Below are 25187 nucleotides of genomic sequence, written 5' to 3' on the forward strand. Positions count from 1 at the left end.
TATGACAGTTAGCTTTTTGGACTTACGAAAAGACTAGTATATATGAATCAAGAAATTTGAATTGAAATTTTACTACTTTTACCCATTGTAGAATCTTTTTAGCGCAGGCGCCCACTTCGACTCCAGAGGGATCAGTGTGAGCTGAAGATCCACTTTTGTAAAGTGAAGTTCTTTACAAAAGTTAGCCTGAAGCCACGCCCCTCGGAACGAAGTGGGCAAGCCGTAGCGGTTTTTATGCAGTGTATACATGTCAAAATGACCGCTTTAATCCAATAGTTACACATCATCACTTACTAGGCATAATCCTTCTTATGTTCACTATAATTTATTACATCGTCTTTGGAGTGGAAAGAATTGATTTGTCCCAGCCTCATTTTTTTCGTAATTGTTGCAATTCATCTTTACTAATAAATTGTAATCCGAAAAGAAATATGAGATAACTAACGAACAATAAGACTAAAATAATTAAAAAGTTGACCATTTCTGATGGTTGGAAGGAGAAAGTGTGGATTAATAATTCTCCCATCCAGAAGGTTAGTCCGATTAAAACAATCATTTTTACAATCATTTTAACAGGGATATAAAAGTGGATGGACCTATATAATGTAATTAAATGAAATATCGTACCAATTATCACACCAACACACATCGCAATTGCTGCACCGTAAATACCAACTTGTGGATTGGTAGCAAGGCTGATTAATATAATAAATTTTATCATGGTTGCACCGATATTATTCCACATCGCCTGCTTGGCTAAATCTAAAGCCTGTAAAGAAGCATTTAGCGGAAATTGAATATACATAAACAAAAAACATGGCGCCATAATTTTCAAAAAGAGACCAGCACTATTTGTGCCATACATATATTGCAAGATTGCATCAGCGAAGAGTGTTAGTAAGACAGTAGCGATAGCGCCTGAAGCAAACGAGAGCCGGATTGCCTGATGTATTCTGTAATGAATTAATTTTTTTTGTTTCTTGGCTTCTGCTTCACTAATGTTTGGTACTAGTGCAACAGCAAGCGAATGTGTGATAAAAGTAGGTAGAAATAACAATGGTAGCGCATATCCAGTAAGTGCGCCATATTGCTTGGTTGCCACTGTTGCTTGAAAACCCGCTAACGCTAAGCTTTGTGCAACTAATATAGGTTCCAGAAAGTTAGCAATAGAATTGACCATCCTGCTAGCTGTACTCGGGATAGCTATAGAAAACAATTGCTGTAGTGTTTCTTTTCCAGTTTTCATGTATTGATAAATATTTTTGCGGATTTTTATCCTTTTCTTTATTCGGAACATTTTCAGCATAAAGAGTAAGGAAACTGCTTCACCAATAATAACGGCTATCATTGCACCAGATGCAGCGAATTCAACACCGTATGGAACCAACCAGCTGACAAGCACTAATACAAAACCAATTCTAACTATTTGTTCTAGTACTTGGGCATAACTTTGCGGTTTCATGTTTTGTCGTCCTTGGAAATAACCACGAATTACCGACCCTACTGCGCTAATTGGAATAATGGGGATAATCGCCATCATTGGGTAAAAGACACGCTCATCTGTTAATAAATAATTCGAAATATAAGGAATTAGCAAGAACATCAGTACAGAGGATAGAATGCTCAGCGAAATAGTAATGGATAAAGATATGATTAAAATCTGTTTGATCTTGGCATGATCGTTTTTGGCATCCGCTTCGGCCACTCGTTTAGCAATGGCAATAGGTAGTCCGATTTGCGAGATGGTATACATTAAAAACAGGGTGGGCAAAGCCATATTGTATAAACCAATGCCTTCTTCGCCCATTAATCTTGCGACCACTATTCTATTTATAAAACCCAAAAATCTTGTAATCATTCCAGCTAAAATTAAAATAATCGTCCCTTGCAAAAAATTTTGTTTGGTCACTTTGCTCGACCTACCTTCTCAAATGGAAAATTTTCATATACAATGAAGTATATGCATGGTAAGAGGACAAGCATGACTAATTCAGGTAGATTTTTTGTACTATAAGAATGTATTAAATTATTATTGATTATAGTATAAGAAAAACGAAGGCTTTCGCTTATAGACTCGGCGACAAGCTAAATTTTTCTAATGACGGATGGAGGAAAAATTCATGACAGTTAATAAGCAAGTCTCGATATGGAAGCATGAATTAGAAGATGTGCTCGAAAGTAAGGTCAATGAATTTAAATTGCTGGATTATTCAAAAGCGACACCGGAAGATATTTGGAACTGCTTATCAGAAAAGGTGTGGAAAGGTGATCCAGAAAAAAAGCTTCATGAAGTAGTACAGGATATTTTCCATTTACAGCCGAACTTATTTATGACATATTTAACACAGCAATCATGGAGAGATAATAATTTACAGGAATCACTTGATGCATTATTAGGAAACGAAAATAAAGATTAGCATTTCTTTTGTTGCTTGTCTCATTATCGGTTCTTATAGTAATATAGTAGTGTTGTGAAAACTTAGGGAGGCTTTACATATGGTGAAAAGAGGAGGACTCGTTGCTTTTTTTCTAATTGTTTTAGTGTTAGGGGCAACGATTGGAACAACATATTCGGATATAGCAAATAAAATTAAATTAGGTCTGGACTTACAAGGTGGTTTCGAAGTCTTATATGAAGTAAAACCTTTAGATGGAGATCAGGAAGTAAACCGTGAAGTGCTAGAATCTACCGTTGCTGCCCTTGAAAGGCGAGTCAATGCAATTGGTATCAGTGAGCCGAATTTTAATATCGAAGAACCAGACCGCATTCGTGTCCAACTAGCAGGTGTAGAAGATCAGGATGAAGCAAGAGAAATGTTGGCAACTACAGCTGAATTGTCATTTCGAGATGTGAATGGGAAAAAATATTTAGATGGTTCCGATATTAAACAAGGTAGTGCCCAACAGGATTTTCATCCAGACACTAATCAACCAATCGTAACAGTGCAATTTAAGGATGCTGATCGTTTTGGTAATACAACAAAGAAAATTATGGAAAATCCTGATCTGTCGAATCAGGTTGTAATCTGGATGGATTATGAAGAAGGAGATACATACAAAGAAGAGATTCAGAAAGAAGATTCAAAAGTTATTTCTGCTCCGACATTTGATAAAGTATTAAGAACGACAGATATAATGATTGAAGGCAATTTCACAGTAGACTCCGCACAACGTTTAGCAGATTTATTAAATGCAGGTTCGTTACCCGTTGACTTGGAAGAAGAGTATTCAAATTCAGTTGGTGCCCAGTTTGGCCAACAAGCATTGGATAAAACTGTATTTGCCAGCATATTAGGTGTTCTCTTAATTTTTATTTATATGATTTTCTATTATCGTTTCCCTGGTGTGATTGCGGCTATTACACTTAGTATATATGTTTATTTAGTATTACTTGTCTTCCAATTAATGAATGGTGTCTTAACCTTACCAGGAATTGCTGCCTTAGTGTTAGGGGTTGGGATGGCTGTTGATGCCAATATCATTACGTACGAACGGATTAAGGAAGAATTAAAAGAAGGCAAATCAATCAAAGCTGCCTTTAAAGCAGGTAATAAGCATTCACTGTCGACTATATTTGATGCTAACATTACAACGATGATTGCGGCAGCAGTACTATTTATCTTTGGTAACAGTTCTGTAAAAGGTTTTGCAACTTTGTTAATGGTCAGCATTGTATTAAGCTTTGTAACAGCTGTTTTTGGTTCTAGATTATTCCTAGGCTTCTGGGTAAATAGCAATATGTTAAATAAACGACCTGGATGGTTTGGGGTAAAGCGAGAGCAAATTCTTGATATAAATAGTCGTGAAGAAGTGGAACCAACTTTCTTTGGTAGACAATTTGATTTTGTCAAACATCGTAAGAAATTTTTCCGCATCTCAATTGCGTTAGTCGTAATCGGTATTGCGTGCCTTGCAGTATTCCGCTTGAATCTAGGTATTGACTTTGTGGCCGGTTCTCGTGTAGAAGTTTTAGCAGATCAGTCATTAACAACAGAAGAAATTGAAGAAGAATTCGAAGCACTTGATTTAGAAGTAAGTGCACCAGTTGTGTTATCGGGTGATAACCAAAATATTGCGGTGGCACGTTTCTCTGATGAGCTATCTCAAGAGAAAGTTTCGGAAGTGAGAAGTCATTTTGAAGAGAAATATGGAAGTGCACCAACCGTTAACACTGTTTCACCTGTTGTCGGTGAAGAAATAGCAAAGAATGCGATACTTGCTGTATTGTATGCTTCCATTGGTATTATCATTTATGTGACGATCCGATTCGAATTCTATTCTGCTTTAACGGCAATTTTAGCGCTGTTGCATGATGCGTTCTTTATCATCGCATTGTTTAGTATTACAAGGCTGGAATTTGATATTACCATTATTGCTGCCATTCTGACGATTGTAGGGTATTCGATCAATGATACGATTGTTACGTTTGACAGGATTAGAGAAAATTTAAAGAAAAAGAAAAAAATCAAATCATTTGCCGAGCTTGCTAAAATCGTTAATCATAGTTTGATGCAGACATTTGCAAGAAGTATCAATACTGTTTTAACAGTTATCTTTGCTGCTGTAATGTTATTGATTTTTGGTGCCAATGCTATTACCAACTTCTCTTTCGCACTTGTTGTAGGTTTAATTGCAGGTACCTACTCATCATTATTCATCGCAGCACAACTATGGTTGGTATGGCGCGGTAAATCAATAAAAGATAAACCGATCACATATACTGAGAAAAAATATAACGACGGACCACAAGTGTAAGATAAAGCTGAGCATCAAAATAATGATGCTCAGCTTTTTAAATGTGACTGTAAAAAAATATTTAGAAAGTAACTACGAAAGTTATACTTTTTAGATTTGCTTTCTTTCGTTCTATAATTGATTGAATGCCTGTTTTTCTTAGTTTATTAATTTAGATGTAGGGGTATAGATCGATAGGACTGATTATATTCAAGGTGAGCTACTCATGAATTTCTTTTAATGGATAGTAAATTTCTTTAACTTGATAATAATATCAATAAAGATTCACAGCAAAGCGAACACTGCACTTTATCCATTCAAAATAGCAACATAAATCGACATTGTCTGAAAATTCCTATATACTTAACTTATTGTAATGAACATCAACAAGGAGGTAGCATATGAAAGGACAAACATATATTATTTTAGCTGTTGTATTCGCAGTCATTATCGCTATTTTTGCTGTAATTAATGTGGATGCCGTGGAAGTAAATTATCTATTTGGAACAGGTCATGCACCTCTTATTCTCGTGATTTTATTTTCCGTTTTAATGGGAGCAATTATAACTGCTGCGGTTGGAGTTCTTCGCGTGATTCGTTTGCAAAAAGAATTAAGAGTTGCCAAAAAAGAAATAAATGCTTTAAGAGCACATGAAAATCCTATCGTAGAAGCTGGAACAGAGGAATCGGAAACTACAGTTATAACAGAAAACGACGATACAGTAAAATAATTCTGTTTGCTACCCTTGATACACTTTTGTATAATAAGTGAGTCAGGGGTGAATTTATGTTAGAGAGTCAATCAAACTGGATTTTTACATATAACGATAAAGACAAAGCAAATATAGATAGTTTAGCAGATGTAAAAGTTTCTCCTGTAATTAAACAACTATTGTTACAAAGAGGAATCGATACAGCTGAAAAGACAAAAAACTTTCTTAACCCAAGCTTAGATCAACTTCACAACACGAGTGGTTTCTCCCAAATAGATAAAGCAGCTAACCGGGTGAAACAAGCAATCGAAGTAGGGGAAAGTATTCTTGTATATGGAGACTACGATGCCGATGGTGTGACGTCGACTACCGTTATGGTTGAGGCTTTACGTGAAATTGGTGCCATGTGTGATTATTATATACCAAACCGCTTCACTGAAGGTTATGGTCCCAATGAAGAAGCATTTCGTGAAGCTCATCGACAAGGGTTTCAACTAATTATCACTGTAGATAATGGGATTGCTGGAATTGATGAAGTAGCGGTTGCGAATGAATTAGGTTTAGATGTCATTATTACGGATCACCATGAGGTACAAGAAGCACTGCCTGATGCTTATGCAATTATTCACCCGAAATGTTCAGAAAGCTATCCTTTTAAGGAATTAGCAGGAGTTGGTGTTGCATTTAAATTTGCCGAGCATTTACTAGGATATTTTCCGGAAAAATTTCTCGATCTAGTTGTTATAGGAACGATTGCTGACTTAGTTCCATTAATTGATGAAAATCGGATACTTGTACACTATGGTTTACAAGTATTAACTCGCTCTGAGCGTAAAGGAATTAAAGCATTGAAAAAGCTATGCCAAATAGAAGGAAATGTTACAGAAGAAGATATTGGCTTCAGAATTGGCCCTCGGCTAAATGCAGTTGGACGTTTACAAGATGCGAATTTAGCTGTCGATCTTTTGTTAACGGATGATCCTGCTGAAGCGGAGGAATCGGCTAATTATGTGCAGGAATTAAATACCGAAAGGCAAAAAATTGTTGCAGATATAACGAAAGAAGCTATAGAGATGTTAGAGGCATCCGATGAAAAAAAACGTGTTATCATAGTGGCAAAAGAAGGCTGGAATCCAGGTGTGCTCGGAATTGTTGCATCAAAACTTGTCCAAAATTATTATCGACCAGCTATCGTTCTTTCCATTGATCCGGAAACAAATCAGGCAAAGGGTTCTGCCCGAAGTATTGATGGCTTCGACATGTTCCAAAATTGTATGCAGCATAGGGATGTATTTACACATTTTGGCGGGCATGCTCAAGCAGCCGGTATGACGTTACCAACAGAAAATGTTGCTGAGTTGGAAGAAAAATTAGATCAATTAGCACTAGAACAATTAACCGAAGATGATTACAAGCCACAACTGACTGTCAGTGGCAAATTATCCATCAGTGATATTGATATGGGGCTGTTAGAAACGATCGACCAATTAGCACCATTTGGGATGGCAAATCCAAAACCGCTTTTTCATATCGAGGCAACCCCATCTGATATTCGACAAATAGGTGCAACGAAAAACCATCTTAAGATGAAATTTGTGGACGCTGGTGTACAAATAGACAGTATCGGATTCGGGCTTGGTGAGAAGGTACCATTCCTTGCTAAACAGACGCCAATAGAAGTGGTAGGTGAATTGCAAGTCAATGAATGGAATGGGATCCGCAAGCCGCAAATGATGATAAAAGATATAGCTGTGACCAGTTGGCAACTTTTTGACTATAGAGGAATGAAGAATTGGCACCAACAGTTGGATGCTAACCTTGATAATAACTATTTTGTAAGTTTTCAAGGAAATGAACATGAGCATGTACCTGTTTGTGATAAGGAAACAGTATTAAATCTTAACCAAACCATTGAAGCTCTATATTTACTCGATCTTCCTGAAACGTTAGATGATATTCAGGAGCTCGTACAAAAAGTAGACTTTAAACGGTTAATGGTATGTTTCCCAACCGGTGATAGTGATTATTTTCGGGCATTACCAACAAGAGAAGAATTTAAATGGCTCTATCAGTTAATGTTAAAGCGAAAATATTTTGATTATAAAATAGATGCACCGAAACTAGCTCAATTTAAAGGTTGGAAACTAGAGAAAATTAAATTTATGTTCCAGGTTTTTCATGAACTTGATTTTGTAACTCGTAAGGAAGGGTTGATTGTGCCAGCTGATAATCCATCTAAAAAAGATTTAACAGAGGCACAGGTTTATCAAGACAGAAAAAAATGGATGGAGCTAGAAGAAATATTTATTTATTCATCATACACACAATTAAAAACATGGATATCTGAGCAAATGAAAGCTGAGATACATGAGGAGGAAATGGTTTATGGATTATAAAAAGTATATTACGGTAGTGGAAGATTGGCCTAAAGAGGGAGTTCGCTTTAAAGATATTACAACGTTAATGGATAATGGTCCAGCGTATAAGTCTGCTATTAATGAAATTGTTGAATATGCTAAAAGTAAAGATGTTGACATCATTGTTGGACCTGAGGCTAGAGGATTTATTGTTGGTTGTCCTGTATCTTATGCATTAGAAATCGGATTCGCACCGGTTAGAAAAGAAGGCAAACTTCCACGTGAAGTGATTAAAGTGGACTACGGATTAGAATATGGTGAAAATGTATTAACAATTCATAAAGATGCGATCAAACCGGGACAACGTGTGTTAATTACCGATGACTTATTAGCAACAGGTGGAACAATCGAAGCAACCATCAATTTAGTAGAACAACTTGGCGGCATAGTAGTTGGCTGTGCATTCTTGATCGAACTTAAATACCTGAATGGTCGTGATAAATTGGATGGCTATGATGTATTAACTTTAATGGAATATTAAAAAACAAAGAGTACTCAAATGAGTGCTCTGCTTTTTTATTGTGAACGTTCCTTAATGAAAAGAACGTAAAATGTCGAGAAATGAAAGGAATAGGAGGAAAATTTGCTTTATTTTTGGTATGATAGTTAAAACACGTTTTATAACGTGGTTAGTCTAATAGTAAAAGGTGATTATATGGCAAAGGATAAAATCTTAGCGCCTGAAGATATATTTGAAGAAGCTAAAAGTTATTTAAATGATGAAGATATACGTTTAATTAAGCGTGCGTATGATTATGCGGAAAAAGCACATGAAGGACAATTTCGTAAATCAGGAGAGCCATATATCATTCATCCAATTCAGGTTGCTGGAATCTTACTAGATTTAAAATTAGATCCCGAGACAATTGCTGGTGGTTTTTTACATGATGTTGTAGAAGATACATCTGTGACCGTTGAAGATTTAGAATCAGAATTTAATGAAGAAATTGCAATGCTTGTTGACGGTGTCACGAAGCTCGGGAAAATTAAATATATGTCAAAAGAAGCCCAACAGGCTGAAAATCACCGCAAAATGTTTATCGCGATGGCAAAGGATATTCGTGTGATTTTAATCAAACTTGCTGACCGCTTGCACAACATGCGGACTTTGAAGCATTTACCTGCTGAAAAGCAACGACGTATCTCGAACGAAACGTTAGAGATTTTTGCTCCATTGGCGCATCGCTTAGGTATTTCTGCTATTAAATGGGAATTGGAAGATACAGCACTACGTTACTTAAATCCCCAACAGTATTACCGTATCGTTCACTTAATGAAACAGAAGCGTGAAGAACGTGAACATTATATCGACGAAGTAATGGAAGAAGTAAAAAAACAATTGCATGACGTCAATATTGAAGCTGATTTTTCTGGGAGACCGAAACACTTATACAGTATCTACCGTAAAATGATGTTGCAGAAGAAACAATTTAATGAAATCTATGACCTTCTAGCAGTAAGAATTATCGTCTCTAGTATTAAAGACTGCTATGCCGTTTTGGGTATTATTCATACTTGTTGGAAGCCTATGCCCGGACGTTTTAAAGATTATATCGCAATGCCGAAACCAAACCTTTATCAATCCCTGCATACCACGGTGATCGGACCAAAAGGCGCTCCATTAGAAGTGCAAATACGAACAAAGGAAATGCATGAAATTGCCGAGTACGGGATCGCCGCACACTGGGCATATAAAGAAGGTAAAAAGGTTAATACTACTCAACAGTCTAATGAAGATCGTCTGGCATGGTTCCGAGAAATCTTAGAATGGCAAAATGACGCAAATGATGCTGAAGAATTTATGGAGTCACTGAAAGTAGACCTTTTTTCAGATATGGTCTATGTTTTCACTCCAAAAGGCGATGTAATTGAATTACCGAGAGGATCAGTTCCAATTGATTTTGCCTATAAAATCCATACAGAAGTCGGTAATCATACAATAGGCGCTAAAATCAACGGGAAGATGGAGCCACTTGATTACCAATTAAAAAATGGCGATATTGTTGAAGTAATGACATCAAAGCATTCCTATGGACCATCTCAAGATTGGTTGAAAATGACACAAACTTCTCAAGCCAAAAATAAAATAAAACAATTTTTCAAAAAACAACGTCGTGACGAAAATGTTTCCAATGGTCGCGAGATGGTGGAGCAGGAATTAAAACAAGCGGGGCATGAACCGAAAGAAATATTAACAGAGGAAAATATTCAGCTGGCTTTGGAAAAATTCAGCTTTGGCACAGAAGAAGATATGTTTGCAGCGGTTGGGTATCATGGAATTACCGCAGCTCAGATTGTGACCAGACTAACAGAGAAAATCCGTGAGCAACAAGAAAAAGCAAAAGATATCGAAGAAACGATCGAGGAAGTCAATGCTAGCGGCCAATCGATAAAGAAAAAATCAAAAAGAGATTCCGGTGTGCGAGTGGAAGGCGTCGACAACATGTTGATTCGTTTATCTAAATGTTGCAATCCGGTTCCTGGCGATGATATTGTCGGATATATTACTAAAGGCCGAGGTGTTTCTGTCCACCGTCAGAACTGTCCAAATGTACAGACAAATGAAGCGGAAGACCGTTTAATTCACGTCGAATGGGAAAATACAGAATCGGAATCAAAATCCTATCATGTAGATATAGAAATCTCTGGATATGATCGTCGTGGGTTATTAAATAATGTATTACAAGTCATCAATGAGTCGAAAACAAATATTATTGCAGTTAATGGACGTTCTGACCGTAACAAAATCGCGATAATTAATGTGACTATTTTAATTCATAATATTAATCATTTACGTCGAATTGTCGATCGCTTAAAACAAATTCAAGACGTTTATACAGTTAAAAGAACGATTCAATAAAAGGCGGGAAGAAATAGCATGAAAATAGTACTACAACGAGCTGCAGACGCTTCTGTGACAGTAAATGATGAAGTTGTTGGCCAAATTAATAAAGGGTACGTTGCATTAGTAGGTGTAACACATGAAGATACAGAAGAAGATGTTAATTACCTAGTCAACAAAACAATTAATTTACGCATTTTTGAAGATGAAAATCAGAAAATGAACTTATCTCTCAAAGATATTGGTGGCAGTGTACTCTCGATCTCACAATTCACTCTCTACGGAGATGCAAGAAAGGGCAGAAGACCTAACTTCATGCAAGCAGCCAAACCAGATTATGCAGAAAAACTATACGAACAGTATAACCAAAAACTGAGAGCAGAAGGTATCGAAGTTGAAACTGGTCAGTTTGGTGCCAACATGAATGTAAACCTAACAAACAATGGCCCCGTCACAATGATCCTCGAAAGCGGGAGATAGGCTTATTAAACAATAGTCCACGTTGAATGAAGTATTACTTTATCATATCAGTCCAAATAAAAGTCGTGTTGAATACCAACACGACTTTTTTTATCTAAAATATTGTTCTAACCCAGTTATGATTCCTCTGCTTATAGCTTCAAGATACGCTCTGGATTGAATATTTCTTTCCTCCGTCTCATTCGAAATAAAACCAAGCTCTAATAGTAATGATGGGCGATGATTAACCCGTAATACGTGTAAATCCCGTTGTTCAATCCCTCTATTATTCATTTCAGTTTCATTGATAATTCCGTAGTGTACATACTCAGCAAGCTTTTTATCACGATCTGATAAGTAATATGTGTCAATACCTCGAACGTCTGGTAACTCCGGTGTGCTATTATAATGAAGGCTAAGATACACATCAGCTTGAACAAGATTGGCGTGTGTAGTTCTACTTGTTAATGGAACATATTGATTATTACTACGGGTAAGGTATACATCTACCCCTTGTTCTTCTAACATATTACGTAATATTTGTGCTGTCTTTAGAGTATAGGTGCTTTCATAACCTCCAGAAGTTCCAATAGCACCAACATCCCTTCCACCGTGACCGGGGTCTAATACAATTTTTTTACCGGCAAGGGTCTGCTCCAAATACTTGTTATCTTTCTCAGTATCTGTAGTTGAATCTGTGCTATCGTCACTTTGTTCTCCATTATCCGAACTTTCAACTTCCTTCTTGCTATCAGGGGCATCAGTTTTATCATCACTTTTTGAATTCTCATCCGATTCTGGCTCTTCTATAACCGAAAAGTAGTCCTGGTGTATCCATCCTTGACTATCTCCTAAATCTATTTTAGTCCATTCACCAGATTCTTCAAGAATAGGGTAATTCTCAGGAGGATTTACTTGTGTAATTACATCATATTCTGTTCCGGGTCCAGTTCTGACATTTAAGTTTTCTCCATCAATTTGAGCATCTTTTGCATAGATAAGTAAAGATATGGAGAAAATAAATACAAAACTGATGATTGTTAGGAAAAAGATTTTTCTTTTCACTTTTGGTACCGCTCCTTCGTATATGTTCACTATTATCTTAACGGAATTATCATAAAAAGTAAAAAAGGATGGAAAAAATTGCATACTCATTACAAACATAACAGAAAAGCAGCAACAAATCACCAGTATACAAAAAATGGACCTCATTTTCCTGAATTTCAATTGCGGAATTATCAATCAGAAATTGCAGCACAATTTGATATCCCTCTGCATTCTACTCAAAAATTAGCGAAAAACCGAAAACAAACTTGACAAAAACATTCACGAACGATTATGATATAGTAAATTCAAATGATCTGATAGTAAAACCAGTGAAGGAAAAAGTAGCGGAGATCCAGTAGGAAAGAGAGAGAATTCCCACGGCTGAAAGAATTCTTGCTAGCTGACTCATGTGAAAGACATTCCGGAGGTTTTGTGCCGAATAGAGTAGGTATAAACGTATGCAGGCGTTAACTGTTTGAGTGGAAGTAGTAATACTTCAACTAGGGTGGCAACACGGGTAATCTCTCGTCCCTTTTTTAGGGGTGGGAGTTTTTTTGTGTCCAATTATCTATATCATGTAAGGGGGAGATCGAATGAAAGCACCAAGAGGTACTCAGGATCTGTTGCCAGGTGTGACGGAAAAGTGGCAATATGTCGAAGAAAAATTGAAGGAACTTAGTAAGAATTATCACTACAAAGAAATTCGCACACCAATTTTTGAGCATACTGAATTATTCCAGCGCGGTGTCGGTGATACAACGGATATTGTTCAAAAAGAAATGTATACTTTTTTGGATAAGGGAGATCGAAGCATTACCTTAAGACCAGAAGGAACGGCCTCTGTTGTTCGTTCTTTTGTTGAACATAAATTGTTTGGTTCACCAAACCAACCAACAAAACTATTCTATATCGGACCAATGTTCCGGTATGAAAGGCCTCAACAAGGCAGAATGCGACAGTTTGTACAATATGGGGTAGAAGCCTTAGGTAGCGCTGATCCAGCAATTGATGCAGAAGTAATTTCACTGGCAATGAATGCTTATCAAACATTAGGGCTACAATCATTAAAGCTTGTCGTCAATAGTCTAGGAGATCAGGAAAGTAGAGAGAATCATCGTCAAGCATTAATCGATCACTTTACACCAGTCAAAGAAGAACTATGCGGTGACTGTCAGACACGCTTAGAACAAAACCCGTTGCGTGTATTAGATTGCAAAAAAGATCGCGAAAATCCAAAAATGCAAGATGCACCATCTATATTAGAATACTTAAATGACGAATCAGAAGCTTATTTTGATAAGGTAAAAGCATACTTAGATGCAATGAATATACCATACGAAGTGGATCCAAATTTAGTACGTGGTCTTGATTACTATAATCACACCGCATTTGAGATTATGAGTAATGCTGAAGGGTTTGGAGCTATTACCACATTATCTGGTGGAGGCCGATACAATGGACTTGTTCAAGATCTTGGTGGACCTGAAACACCTGGAATTGGTTTTGCGCTAAGTATTGAACGTCTATTGATGGCATTAGAGGCTGAGGGCGTAGAGTTGCCAATTGACAGCCAGCTTGATTGTTATGTTGTGTCATTAGGGGATGCTGCCAATTTAAAAGCAGCAGCAATCGTTAATGAATTACGCCAAGCAGGTATTCAGGTAGAAAAGGATTATCAAGGAAAGAAATTTAAAGGGCAATTTAAAGCAGCTGATCGCCTTCAAGCAAAATATGTACTTGTTCTGGGTGATGATGAATTAGCTAATAAGCAAATCGCTGTAAAAAACATGGAGACTGGTAACCAAGAAACAGTTGCTTTAGATCAATTAACAGAACACATGCAAGGGATTTTATAAGGGGGAAAATCATGCGTACTTTAGCAGGAACTTTACGTAAAGATCACGTCAATCAAGAAGTTACATTAAAAGGTTGGGTACAAAAACGTCGTGATCTTGGCGAAATTATTTTTATTGATTTACGTGACCGCTCAGGCGTTGTCCAAATCGTTTTTAATGCAGAAAATGGAAAAGAAACACATGAGATTGGAGACAGTGTCCGCAGTGAATATGTAATTGAAGTGAAAGGGAAAGTAGTAGAAAGAGATGCTGACACGGTAAACCCAAAAATCGATACAGGTGATATAGAAGTAATCGTAAGTGAAATCAACGTGTTAAATGAAGCAAAAACACCTCCATTTACGTTAACAGATGACATCGATGTATCAGAAGATATTCGATTAAAATATCGTTATCTCGATTTACGTCGTGAAGTAATGCAGGAAACATTTAAGTTACGTCACCAAGCAACACAGTCAATTCGCGAGTTTTTAAACAGCGAAGACTTTTTAGAAATGGAAACACCTATGCTGACAAAAAGTACTCCAGAAGGTGCACGCGATTATTTAGTGCCTAGTCGTGTTCACGAAGGTTACTTTTATGCATTGCCACAATCACCACAATTGTTTAAACAATTATTGATGGTTGCAGGATTTGAAAAGTATTATCAATTTGCTCGTTGTTTCCGTGATGAAGATTTACGTGCGGATCGTCAACCGGAATTCACTCAAATTGATATCGAAACATCTTTCATGTCAATGGACGATATTTTAGAAATGACAGAAAACATGATGAAAAAAGTAATGAAAGATGTGAAAGGTTTAGATATTGAAACACCATTCCATCGTATGCCATATGATGAAGCAATGGAGCGTTTCGGTTCAGATAAACCAGATGTACGTTTTGAGATGGAATTAGTCAATCTTTCTGAAGTAGTAAAAGAGTCAGGATTTAAAGTGTTCCGCCAAGCGGTTGAAAATGGTGGAAAAGTAAGTGCTATTAACCTAAAAGGAAAAGCTGATCATTACTCACGTAAAGATCTCGACAATATGACAGACTTTGCAAAAATTTATGGCGCAAAAGGTTTAGCTTGGCTAAAAGTAGAGGAAGAAGCCTTAGTGGGACCAATTGCGAAATTTTTCTCTGAGGAAGAACAAGCACAATTCCGTAGTATGCTCGATGCCGAAGCAGGGGACATTCTGTTCTTTGTAGCTGACAAAAAACAAGTTGTATACGATACTTTAGGTGCATTACGTATGAAGTTGGCTAAAGACCATGATTTAATTGACGAAAGTAAGTTTGAATTTCTTTGGGTTACTGACTGGCCATTATTAGAGTATGATGAAGAGGAAGGACGCTATCATGCAGCACATCATCCATTCACTATGCCATTTGAGTCAGATTTTGATAAATTAGAAAACGACCCTGGGTCTGTACGCGCTCAAGCGTATGACTTAGTACTAAATGGATATGAATTAGGTGGAGGATCACTTCGTATTTATCAACGAGAAATGCAAAACCAAATGTTTGAAAAACTTGGATTTACGAAAGAAGAAGCAGAATCTCAATTTGGGTTCTTACTTGATGCATTAGAATATGGTGCTCCACCACACGGAGGTATTGCCTTCGGATTTGATCGTTTCATTATGTTACTTGCAGGTCGTACAAATTTACGTGACACCATCTTGTTCCCGAAAACAGCATCAGCGTCAGATCCGATGACAGACGCACCAAGCTCTGTTGATACCAAACAATTAAATGAATTGCACTTAAAATTAAAATAATTGTAAAGAAATGGTTAAAGGATTGTAAAGTAATTCCCTTGAATTCCATTATTCGATATGCTATTATTTAATTAAGTTAAAGATAACAAAAAATCCTGATGTGTTCGTCGCTTTATGGACGTTTTGACCGAACACCATTAACTTCGGGAGCTTGGAGTTCTTATATGGTGTGCATGCCGCTTTACTTATTTAAAAATAGCGGAAGCATGAAGTATAGGACAGGGCACCCACCTGCTAGGAGCGGGATCAAAACTTCATCACCACGACGGCACGATTGGGATTGTCGAATTAAATTAACAGACACATCATTTTTATGATGTGTCTTTTCTATATGTTAATTGTTGAAAGGATTAGTACAGATAAATTTGAGGAGTTTCAAACCGAAATGGTAAGGATATTAAGGTATAAGTGATTTGGAAGTGTAGATATTCTGATTAGTTTTTACGGATGGATTCGATTTAACTTAGTAGGTAAAATTGTAGTAAAACACCGGATCTCGAGGACAAAAGAATGGCAAAAACGGAAAAAGTGTCTTCGAGAACGGATCTCGAGGACAAAAGAATGGCAAAAATGGAAAAAGTGTCTTCGAAAATGTCTCTCGAGGACAAAAGAACGGCAAAAATGGAAAAAGTGTCTTCGAGAACGGCTCTCGAGGACAAAAGAATAGCAAAAATATGAAAAGTGTCTTCGAGAACGGCTCTCGCGGACAAAGAAATACTAAAATCGAAAAACTGTCTTTGAAGAAAGCTCTCGGAAATAAGAAGAACAAAACACAAGTGCCCGATTAGATAAGTAGTGACTTCAGAATCTATTAAGATAAAGGAATCACTGAGAAAAAGCGAGCCTATGATGACTTTCACCCAAGGTCCTAAGCGTGACTAATCCTTTTTTTACCAGTAAGCAACTCTTTTTTATCTAGGGCACTTCGTGGACGAGGCTCAACACGCCCATATTTATACGGGAACAAAATAAAAGACAGCTACTGAAGATAGCTGCTTTTACTTAATTATTTTGCGACTTGTTCTAAATTTCCGTTTTTATCCATACGGAATTTTGGAATCGGCCGTGATTCCTCTTCTTCAAACACTACCATCTTTCTAGCACGTTCGACGATTTGCATAAAGGCTTGGTAGTCTTCTTTCATTGTCTGTAATTCGTTTTCTAGTTCTTTTGCTCTTTTGTGTTCAGCCTCTAATTGGTTTTGCAGTTGCTCATTTTCTTGTACTAGCTTTTGATTACTTGCTTTTGAAGATTGTGCTAGTTTTTGCTCTTTCTTCAGGTACTGCAAATATCGAATCACTTGATCAAGATCTATACTATATTCCTCCTGATATGACTCTGAGGAAGGAGTAGTTTGCGGTTGAGTTTGTTCCCGATTAGAGCTCCAATTTAACATGGAATATACTTCTTCTTCAATCGTTCTATTTGTCTCATTTTCTTGTTGACTAGTTTGTACATTAGGTGGTGTATAAACATTATTTTGGTTTGCCAGAGCTCTTTTCCTATCTTTTCGTTGTTTTTTCGCAATTTGTACAGCTTGTTCATAGTTTTGTCTTACTTCAGCATTCCATCTGAATCCACAGGCAGCAGAAGTTCGGTTTAATTTATCACCTACTTCTTCAAAAGCCCTTAATTGTGTACTCCCTTCCCGAATATGCCGTAATACAGTTTCTGCTAACAATAGGTCATCTTCATGTGACCAAGCATCTTGACGTACTTTCGCCATGTATATTCACTCCTTGTCTGATTCTGTCATTTTTATTAATAGATTTATAATCATGCGAATAGATTAACTTATTTGCTATTCTGACCAGAAAAGGAGTGAATTAAACACTATTTTTTCAACTTTTGATATATTTGTTGTAAATTTTTCTCAAACTTACCGGTTTCCTTAGGGTGATAGTATTGCTTATGCTTGATTTTGTCAGGCAAATATTGTTGTTTTACCCAACCACTATCATATGCATGTGGATATTTATAATCTATTCCACGACCGAGTGCCGTGGCACCTGTATAATGTGCATCTTTTAAGTGGGAAGGTATTTCACCGGTATCACCACTGCGAATATCAGCAAGTGCAGCGTCCAACGCCGAATAAGCACTGTTAGACTTTGGTGATAAACATAACTCGACAATCGCCACTGATAAAGGAATACGTGCCTCAGGAAAGCCGACACGTTCAGCAGTCTCTACTGCAGCTAAAGCTCTTGGACCAGCATGAGGATTCGCGAGTCCAATATCTTCATATGCACAAACCAGCATTCTTCTAGCTATACTTTCTAAATCACCAGCTTCAATCAATCGACCTAAATAATGTAATGCAGCATCAACATCACTGCCACGGATTGATTTTTGAAAAGCTGATAATACGTCGTAATGAGCATCTCCGCCTTTGTCATGCGAGAAACTCTTTTTTTGCATACAAGCCTCGGCATTCGCTAAATCAATCACGATCTGTTCATCATCTCGTGGTGTAGAGTAGGCAGCCAACTCAAGTCCATTTAAGGCTGACCGTAAATCACCATTACAAGCATTGGCAAAATGTTCTTTCGCTTCTTGCTCGACAACTAACGGCAACTCACCTAAACCATTTTCTTCATCGGCAATCGCACGGTCTAATGCTTCCATAATATCTGAAGGTTCCAAACGATAAAGTTCAAAAATATGCGAACGGCTACGAATCGCTGGATTTATCGAGTGATAAGGATTTGCCGTTGTACAGCCAATTAATGTGATTAAGTTCGATTCAACGTGTGGTAAAAGAAAGTCTTGTTTTGCTTTATCGAGACGGTGTACCTCATCTAATATAACGACGAGCTGCCCTGACATTTTCGCTTCTTCTACAGCTATTTGCATATCTTTTTTTCTATCGGTTGCCGCATTCAATAGTTTGTATCGAATATCTAAACTATTGGCAATTCCGATCGCCATCGAAGTTTTCCCTGTCCCGGGTGGACCGTAAAATACCATGGAATGAAGACGGTTTGCTTCAACCATTCTCCTGATCATATGCCCTTCCCCGACTAAATGTCGTTGTCCAATCACTTCATCTATATTTTTTGGTCGCATTCGAAAAGCAAGTGGTTGATTCGCCATTGTAACATCCTTTCTATCACATCTAGAGCAAGCAACTTGACATTTTTTTTCTGCTTTCTTAATATAGGCAAGTATGTAATGACTAGTAACTTACTTAGAATTGTTCTGCAATTAGTATATCATTCATGCTATAATAACAACTAATGACGAACATTGTATATGGATATTTTGAAGGGGAAAAATGAGGTGTAACAATGAAGATATCGACTAAAGGGAGATACGGACTTACAATTATGATCGAACTTGCAAAAAATAACGGCAATGGTCCGATGTCGTTAAAAAGTATAGCCAAAGAAAATAATTTATCGGAGCACTATTTAGAACAATTAGTTGCACCATTAAGAAATGCGAGCTTAGTGAAAAGTGTTCGTGGTGCATATGGCGGTTATATACTGGCAAAAGAACCAAATGAGATTACTGCTGGCGACATAATCAGAATTTTAGAAGGACCGATCACACCGGTTGAGGGAATAGAAGAGGAAGAACCAGCCAAACAAGAGCTTTGGATCAGAATTCGTGACGCAGTAAAAGACGTACTTGATACAACCACATTAGAGGACTTGTCTACTTATGGGGAAAAAGGTGTACAAGATCCTTATATGTTCTACATTTAAAGAAAAGAGTTGAAAGTGATGAAAGCTATCTATTTAGATCATGCAGCGACAACTCCAGTACACCCAAAAGTTGCCGAAGTGATGACCGAAAGTTTACATGAGAATTTCGGTAATCCATCTAGTATTCATTCATTTGGCCGAAAAGCTAGACAGGTTTTAGATAAAGCACGTTCCGTTGCAGCTCAATCTATTCATGCTTCCGAAAAGGATATTGTTTTTACAAGTGGCGGAACGGAAGCGGACAATATTGCGATAACCGGAGTTGCTCTTGCTAATCAAGCCATGGGAAAGCATATTATTACAACAAAAATGGAGCATCATGCGACATTACACACGGTAGAAAACCTTGAAAAACAAGGGTTTGAAGCAACTTATTTAGATGTCAATGAACATGGTGCCGTTGATCTGGAACAATTGAAACAGGCTTTACGTGATGATACGATTCTTGTCACGGTTATGATGGTGAATAACGAAACAGGTGTTATCCAACCGATTGCAGATATTGGTGAATTGTTAAAAGAACACCAAGCTTTTTTTCATACCGATGCTGTCCAAGCATATGGTATGTTACCGATCAATGTTGGGGAACTTAAGGTAGATTTATTAACCGTTTCTTCTCATAAGATAAACGGTCCAAAAGGTTTAGGGTTTTTATATGTTCATCCAGATGTAACGTTACAAGCCTTACAGCATGGTGGAGAACAAGAGCGTAAACGTCGCCCAGGTACGGAAAATGTTGCAGCGATCGCCGGCTTTACAGAAGCAATTCAGCTTGCACAGACAGAACGAGAACAACGGTATCAACAATATCAAGAGTATCGTGATCTCTTTTTGCAAATACTGCGTGACCAGAATGTCGACTTTTCATTAAACGGTGAAAAAAGTGAACGTGTACCAAACATTATTAACGTAAGCTTCCCAGGAACCAATGTAGAAGCGCTGTTAACCAATTTTGATTTGAGTGGTGTAGCAGCATCAAGTGGAAGTGCTTGTACAGCAGGGTCGGTTGAACCTTCCCATGTGTTAAGCGCGATGTTTACTGAAGAAAGTAGTTGCACGACTAATTCGATTCGCTTTAGTTTTGGACTAGCAAACAATCACGAGAATGTAACAGAGGCAGCAGAGAAAGTGGCGAAAATCGTCAACAGACTGACAAACTAAGGTGGTGAAAATAATGAAAAAAAATGAAGATACACGTGTAATTGTCGGTATGAGCGGTGGTGTCGATTCATCCGTAACAGCCCTTCTGTTAAAAGAACAAGGCTATGATGTTGTCGGTATCTTTATGAAAAACTGGGATGATACCGATGAATTTGGTGTATGTACTGCAACGGAAGATTTTGATGATGTTGTACGTGTATGTAATCAACTTGATATCCCTTACTATGCTGTCAACTTTGAAAAACAATATTGGGATAAAGTGTTTACTTACTTTTTAGATGAATACAAAGCAGGCAGAACGCCAAACCCTGATGTGATGTGTAATAAAGAAATTAAATTCAAAGCATTTCTTGACCATGCACTATCACTTGGTGCGGATTATGTAGCAACAGGACATTATGCACAAGTAAGACATGATGGTGATCGTGTAGAAATGTTACGTGGTGTGGATGATAATAAAGATCAAACATACTTTTTAAATCAACTGTCAGAAGATGTATTAAAAAGAGTTATGTTTCCACTGGGGCACTTACCCAAAACAGAAGTACGACGTATTGCCAAAGAAAACGGGTTAGCTACAGCGAACAAAAGAGACAGTACAGGAATCTGTTTTATTGGGGAACGAAATTTCAAAGAATTTTTAAGTGAGTATTTACCAGCACAACCAGGCAAAATTATGACACTAGATGGTGATGTTAAAGGTGAACATGACGGTCTGATGTATTACACGATCGGCCAACGTCAAGGACTTGGTATCGGCGGTCCAGGTGGTCCATGGTTTGTAGTAGGAAAAAACTTGAAAGACAATGTGCTTTATGTTGGAGCAGATTACCATAATGATGCATTATATTCCGATGCACTGATTGCAACGGATATCAACTGGATTAATCAAGTACCGACAGAAACTTTCCATTGCACGGCAAAATTCCGTTACCGTCAAGAAGATAATGGAGTAACCGTATATCCTAATGAAGATGGAACTGCAAAGGTAGTATTCGATAATCCGGAACGTGCGATCACACCAGGACAAGCAGTCGTCTTTTACCATGATGAAGTCTGTTTGGGTGGCGGTACAATTGATGAAGTGATTAAAGACGATAAATATTTAGATTATGTAGGTTGATGAAGAGGGACAGCATGCTTACGTGCTGTCCCCTTTGTCTTAAAAGAAGGATGAAAGACAAAAACAAGAAAAGTAAAACAGTTCGGTCCATCACTAAATAAGAAAAACGAGCACATTACACCCATTTATTAGACTGTGCTTGCACGCTAATTCACAATTGAGCTAAAATAACAACAGGAGGTTTTAACATGACAGAAATTGACCAAGGGATACAGTATATGAAAGAAGGAAAGCTGGAAGAAGCAGCACAATACTTCACAGATGCGATTGAAAAAAATCCGCAAGATCCCGTTCATTATATAAACTTTGGCAATCTACTTTTACATATGAAAGATTATGAGCGAGCTCAACGATTCTACCTAAAGGCAACAAAGCTTGATGAAAAAGCTGCGACAGCCTACTACGGTTTGGGTAATGTTGATTTTGAACAAGAAAATTTCGATGCGGCAAAGGAGCAATTCCAGAAAGCAATTAGTCTTGGCTTGGAAGAAGCGGATCCGTATTTTATGTTAGGAATGACGTTTTTATACGACGAGCAATTTAAATTATCACTTCCATATCTGCAGCGGGCAAGTGAGTTGAGTCCAGAAGATGTCGATGTTCAGTTTCAGTATGGATTGGCGCTAGCCCAAACACAACAACTAGATTATGCTAAATCTACTTTTAAAAAAGTATTAGAATTACAAAAGGAACATAGTGATGCTCATTATAATTTAGGAGTTATCGCACTATATGACGAAAATATTGATCAGGCTTTGGAACATTTTAATCAAGCACTTGCAATTCAACCTGATCACCTGTTAGCTGGTAATGGTAAAAAGCAAATTGAAAAAATGCTCGAAGAAGAACAGTAAGAAATGGAGGTCTTTGTAATGGAGAATGGCCATGCAGTCGAACAAAAAAATTTCATAAAAGGCGAAATGATTCATACTATTTTTGAAAATAAAGACGAGCATTTTTCCATTGCAAAGATCAAAATTCTCGAAACAAATCAGCAATTCGATGAAACAGAAGTAGTTGTAAAAGGATACTTTCGTCGCTTAGATCCTGGTGAGACATACGAGTTTTATGGACGAGTTGTCGAACATAAACGCTTTGGTCGTCAATTCCAAGTGGAAAGCTACCAACGTTTTCTGCCTGAATCAAAAGAAGGCGTTATTGCCTATTTATCAAGTGATCTTTTTCCTGGTATCGGTAAAAAAACGGCAGAACGAATTGTCGATACTTTAGGAGAGTCAGCATTAACTAAGATTCTTAATGATCAATCCGTTCTGTCCCAAGTAAAAGGGTTAGCTAAAGACAAACAAGAAAAAGTCTATCAGATACTCCATGAAAATCAAGGTTTTGAACATATTGTGATTGCATTATCGAAATATGGTTTCGGTCTGAAGATGGCCCAAAAAATGTATACGGCTTTTAAAGAAAACACGTTAGAATCGTTGCAAACCAATCCATATGCCTTTGTTTTCGATGTAGATGGATTTGGTTTCATACGAGCAGATCAAATGGCAAAAGAAAATGATATTCCGATTGACCACCCTACAAGATTACAAGCGGCATGTATTTATATTTTGCAAAACAGTATTCAGGATGGCCATGTTTATCTACCAATTGATCAGTTGTTGTATGAGATGGATCAGTTATTAGATGGGGAAGCAAATCAGATCGATATTGACAAAATGACTGCTCAGATTGTCGAGTTAAATAAAGAAAAACAAATCATTGTAGTGGACAAAAAAGTGTACTTACCATCTCTTTATTACTCAGAGACTGGCTTTTGTGCCCAAATTAAACGAATTGCTGATAAAAAGATCGAACGAGCATTTATGGATGCGGAACTGTTAAAAATAGTAGGTGCTATTGAGGAAGAAGAAGTCTTAAGTTATGGAAAAGAGCAATATCAAGCATTGGAGACAGCCTTGTCAGAGAAGATTTTTATTTTAACTGGTGGTCCAGGTACTGGTAAAACAACAGTTATTAAAGGAATTATCAATGCTTATGCAGAGATACATGACCATTCGTTAGATAAAGATGATTATAAAGATGACGAAGAGTACCCGTTTGTATTAACAGCACCAACTGGACGTGCGGCAAAAAGGATGAAGGAATCAACAGGAATTGACAGTGTTACCATCCACCGCTTATTAGGTTGGGATGGAAATGAAACATTTGATAAAGATGAGAATAATCAATTAGAAGGTAAAATTCTCGTCATTGACGAATTTTCCATGGTTGATATTTGGCTTGCTTATCAATTGTTTCGAGCAATTCCAGATGACATGCAAATTGTAATTGTTGGGGATGAAGACCAATTGCCGTCTGTAGGACCAGGTCAAGTACTTGCTGATTTGTTAAAGAGCGATGTTGTTGCATCCGTCTCTTTGAAGGAAGTCTACCGTCAAAAAGAGGGCTCCAAAATCATTCAGCTTGCCCATGAAATTAAAAATAATAATGTACAACCAGATAGTCTAACAAAGGCTAATGATTTTAGCTTTTTGACTTGTCCGGATTACCAGGTTGTCGATATTGTGACACAGGTAGTGAAAAAAGCTCACGATAAAGGTGTGGACTTACGGCAAATCCAAGTGTTAGCACCTATGTATCGATCGAAGGCAGGTATTCATCGGTTAAATGAAGAGCTCCAAGCAGTAATCAACCCGCCACAACAAGGCCGAAGAGAAATGCGTTTCGGTGACACCGTATTTCGAAAAGGGGATAAAGTCATCCAACTTGTTAATCAACCGGAAGACGGTGTATTCAATGGGGATATTGGGGAAGTTGTCGCCATTTTTGAAAAAGACGAGAATGTAGATCAAGAGGAACAAGTCGTTGTCAGCTTTGATGATAGAGAAGTCGCCTATGCCAAACCAGATCTGTTGAACTTAATGCACGCTTATTGTACATCGATTCATAAGTCACAGGGCAGTGAATTTCAAATTGTTATTTTGCCAATTATCCCCGGATATAACCGGATGCTGCGCAAAAATTTGATCTATACAGCGATTACTCGTGCCAAACAATCGCTTGTCATGTGTGGTGATAAATCGGCATTCTTACGAGGTGTGCAAACAGAAGATACAAACAAGAGATACACATCGCTGGTTTCTTTCTTGCATGAATTATTTCAAGTAAAAGATAAACAGGCAGAAAATGAAGACGAACAGAATTTAACAGCAGATGAACAATTGCTTGCCGTGGAGGTAGGACAAGAAGATTTTTCACCATATGATTTTATGGAATAAAGCTATAGTGCAGAGAGTGGTTTAAACCACCTCTGCTTTTTTGTGTGCAAAAGAGTCAAAGATATTCAACTGGTTCAAAAGTATTACAAAATAAAAAGAATAAAAAATAATAGGAAAATA

General features: G+C 37.4%; 19 protein-coding genes, 1 other RNA gene and 1 other annotated feature. Of the genes, 16 read left to right on the plus strand and 4 right to left on the minus strand.

Annotation, left to right across the window (positions count from 1 at the left end):
- Positions 1-370: 370 nt before the first annotated feature.
- The gene (gene spoVB / locus ACTWP4_RS17815) at positions 371-1909 is read right to left on the minus strand and encodes a stage V sporulation protein B (protein ID WP_443130135.1); all 1539 of its coding nucleotides are present in this window, start codon (positions 1907-1909) and stop codon (positions 371-373) included.
- A gap of 211 nt (positions 1910-2120) precedes the next feature.
- Here spoVB and ACTWP4_RS17820 point away from each other — a divergent pair, with 211 nt between their 5' ends.
- The 7 genes from ACTWP4_RS17820 to dtd all read left to right on the plus strand — a co-directional run bounded on the left by ACTWP4_RS17820 (position 2121) and on the right by dtd (position 11186).
- Positions 2121-2417 (plus strand): post-transcriptional regulator, encoded by a 297-nt coding sequence (locus ACTWP4_RS17820; protein ID WP_443130136.1) that lies wholly within the window; start codon positions 2121-2123, stop codon positions 2415-2417.
- A 79-nt stretch (positions 2418-2496) separates the two neighbouring features.
- Entirely contained in the window at positions 2497-4755 is a 2259-nt protein-coding gene (gene secDF, locus ACTWP4_RS17825; protein ID WP_443130137.1) for a protein translocase subunit SecDF, read from the plus strand.
- A gap of 380 nt (positions 4756-5135) precedes the next feature.
- The gene (locus tag ACTWP4_RS17830) at positions 5136-5465 is read left to right on the plus strand and encodes a LapA family protein (RefSeq protein WP_443130138.1); all 330 of its coding nucleotides are present in this window, start codon (positions 5136-5138) and stop codon (positions 5463-5465) included.
- 56 nt (positions 5466-5521) lie between these two features.
- Positions 5522-7843 (plus strand): single-stranded-DNA-specific exonuclease RecJ, encoded by a 2322-nt coding sequence (gene recJ / locus ACTWP4_RS17835; protein ID WP_443130139.1) that lies wholly within the window; start codon positions 5522-5524, stop codon positions 7841-7843.
- A complete protein-coding gene (locus ACTWP4_RS17840; protein WP_443130140.1) occupies positions 7833-8345 on the plus strand; it encodes an adenine phosphoribosyltransferase in 513 nt (170 codons plus the stop codon). Before recJ ends, ACTWP4_RS17840 begins: the two co-directional genes overlap by 11 nt.
- 174 nt (positions 8346-8519) lie before the next feature.
- Positions 8520-10724 (plus strand): RelA/SpoT family protein, encoded by a 2205-nt coding sequence (locus ACTWP4_RS17845; RefSeq protein WP_443130141.1) that lies wholly within the window; start codon positions 8520-8522, stop codon positions 10722-10724.
- An 18-nt stretch (positions 10725-10742) separates the two neighbouring features.
- Positions 10743-11186, plus strand: a complete 444-nt coding sequence (dtd, locus tag ACTWP4_RS17850; protein ID WP_443130142.1) for a D-aminoacyl-tRNA deacylase — start codon at positions 10743-10745, stop codon at positions 11184-11186.
- A gap of 90 nt (positions 11187-11276) precedes the next feature.
- On the opposite strand, the gene ACTWP4_RS17855 is transcribed toward dtd, so the two are convergent.
- Positions 11277-12230 carry an N-acetylmuramoyl-L-alanine amidase gene (locus tag ACTWP4_RS17855; protein ID WP_443130143.1) on the minus strand — a complete coding sequence of 318 codons (954 nt, stop codon included), beginning with the start codon at positions 12228-12230 and terminating at the stop codon, positions 11277-11279.
- Positions 12231-12308: 78 nt separating this feature from the next.
- Here ACTWP4_RS17855 and ACTWP4_RS17860 point away from each other — a divergent pair, with 78 nt between their 5' ends.
- The 4 genes from ACTWP4_RS17860 (at position 12309) to ssrS (ending at position 16116) form a co-directional block, all read left to right on the plus strand.
- Positions 12309-12482, plus strand: a complete 174-nt coding sequence (locus tag ACTWP4_RS17860; protein ID WP_443130144.1) for a hypothetical protein — start codon at positions 12309-12311, stop codon at positions 12480-12482.
- Positions 12483-12532: 50 nt separating this feature from the next.
- Positions 12533-12748, plus strand: a binding site (T-box leader).
- A 57-nt stretch (positions 12749-12805) separates the two neighbouring features.
- Positions 12806-14068, plus strand: a complete 1263-nt coding sequence (gene hisS / locus ACTWP4_RS17865) for a histidine--tRNA ligase (protein ID WP_443130145.1) — start codon at positions 12806-12808, stop codon at positions 14066-14068.
- A gap of 11 nt (positions 14069-14079) precedes the next feature.
- Positions 14080-15831 carry an aspartate--tRNA ligase gene (gene aspS / locus ACTWP4_RS17870; RefSeq protein ID WP_443130146.1) on the plus strand — a complete coding sequence of 584 codons (1752 nt, stop codon included), beginning with the start codon at positions 14080-14082 and terminating at the stop codon, positions 15829-15831.
- An 89-nt stretch (positions 15832-15920) separates the two neighbouring features.
- A non-coding RNA gene (gene ssrS, locus ACTWP4_RS17875) (6S RNA) lies at positions 15921-16116 on the plus strand.
- Positions 16117-16837: 721 nt separating this feature from the next.
- On the opposite strand, the gene ACTWP4_RS17880 is transcribed toward ssrS, so the two are convergent.
- A complete protein-coding gene (locus ACTWP4_RS17880) occupies positions 16838-17557 on the minus strand; it encodes an RsfA family transcriptional regulator (RefSeq protein WP_443130147.1) in 720 nt (239 codons plus the stop codon).
- Between the two features lie 107 nt (positions 17558-17664).
- A complete protein-coding gene (locus ACTWP4_RS17885) occupies positions 17665-18927 on the minus strand; it encodes a replication-associated recombination protein A (protein ID WP_443130148.1) in 1263 nt (420 codons plus the stop codon).
- A gap of 194 nt (positions 18928-19121) precedes the next feature.
- On the opposite strand from ACTWP4_RS17885, the gene cymR reads away from it, so the two are divergent.
- From cymR to recD2, 5 genes are all read left to right on the plus strand, one after another.
- The gene (gene cymR, locus ACTWP4_RS17890; RefSeq protein WP_443130149.1) at positions 19122-19541 is read left to right on the plus strand and encodes a cysteine metabolism transcriptional regulator CymR; all 420 of its coding nucleotides are present in this window, start codon (positions 19122-19124) and stop codon (positions 19539-19541) included.
- Positions 19542-19559: 18 nt separating this feature from the next.
- Positions 19560-20702, plus strand: coding sequence for a cysteine desulfurase family protein (locus ACTWP4_RS17895; protein ID WP_443130150.1), 1143 nt, complete (start codon positions 19560-19562; stop codon positions 20700-20702).
- 13 nt (positions 20703-20715) lie between these two features.
- Positions 20716-21825 (plus strand): tRNA 2-thiouridine(34) synthase MnmA, encoded by a 1110-nt coding sequence (mnmA, locus tag ACTWP4_RS17900; RefSeq protein WP_443130151.1) that lies wholly within the window; start codon positions 20716-20718, stop codon positions 21823-21825.
- Positions 21826-22013: 188 nt separating this feature from the next.
- On the plus strand, positions 22014-22679 hold the full coding sequence (locus tag ACTWP4_RS17905; protein WP_443130152.1) for a tetratricopeptide repeat protein: 666 nt from the start codon (positions 22014-22016) through the stop codon (positions 22677-22679).
- Between the two features lie 18 nt (positions 22680-22697).
- On the plus strand, positions 22698-25067 hold the full coding sequence (gene recD2, locus ACTWP4_RS17910; protein ID WP_443130153.1) for an SF1B family DNA helicase RecD2: 2370 nt from the start codon (positions 22698-22700) through the stop codon (positions 25065-25067).
- Positions 25068-25187 lie beyond the last annotated feature (120 nt).

This window comes from Gracilibacillus sp. D59 (genome assembly GCF_052246695.1).
Lineage (GTDB): Bacteria > Bacillota > Bacilli > Bacillales > Amphibacillaceae > Gracilibacillus.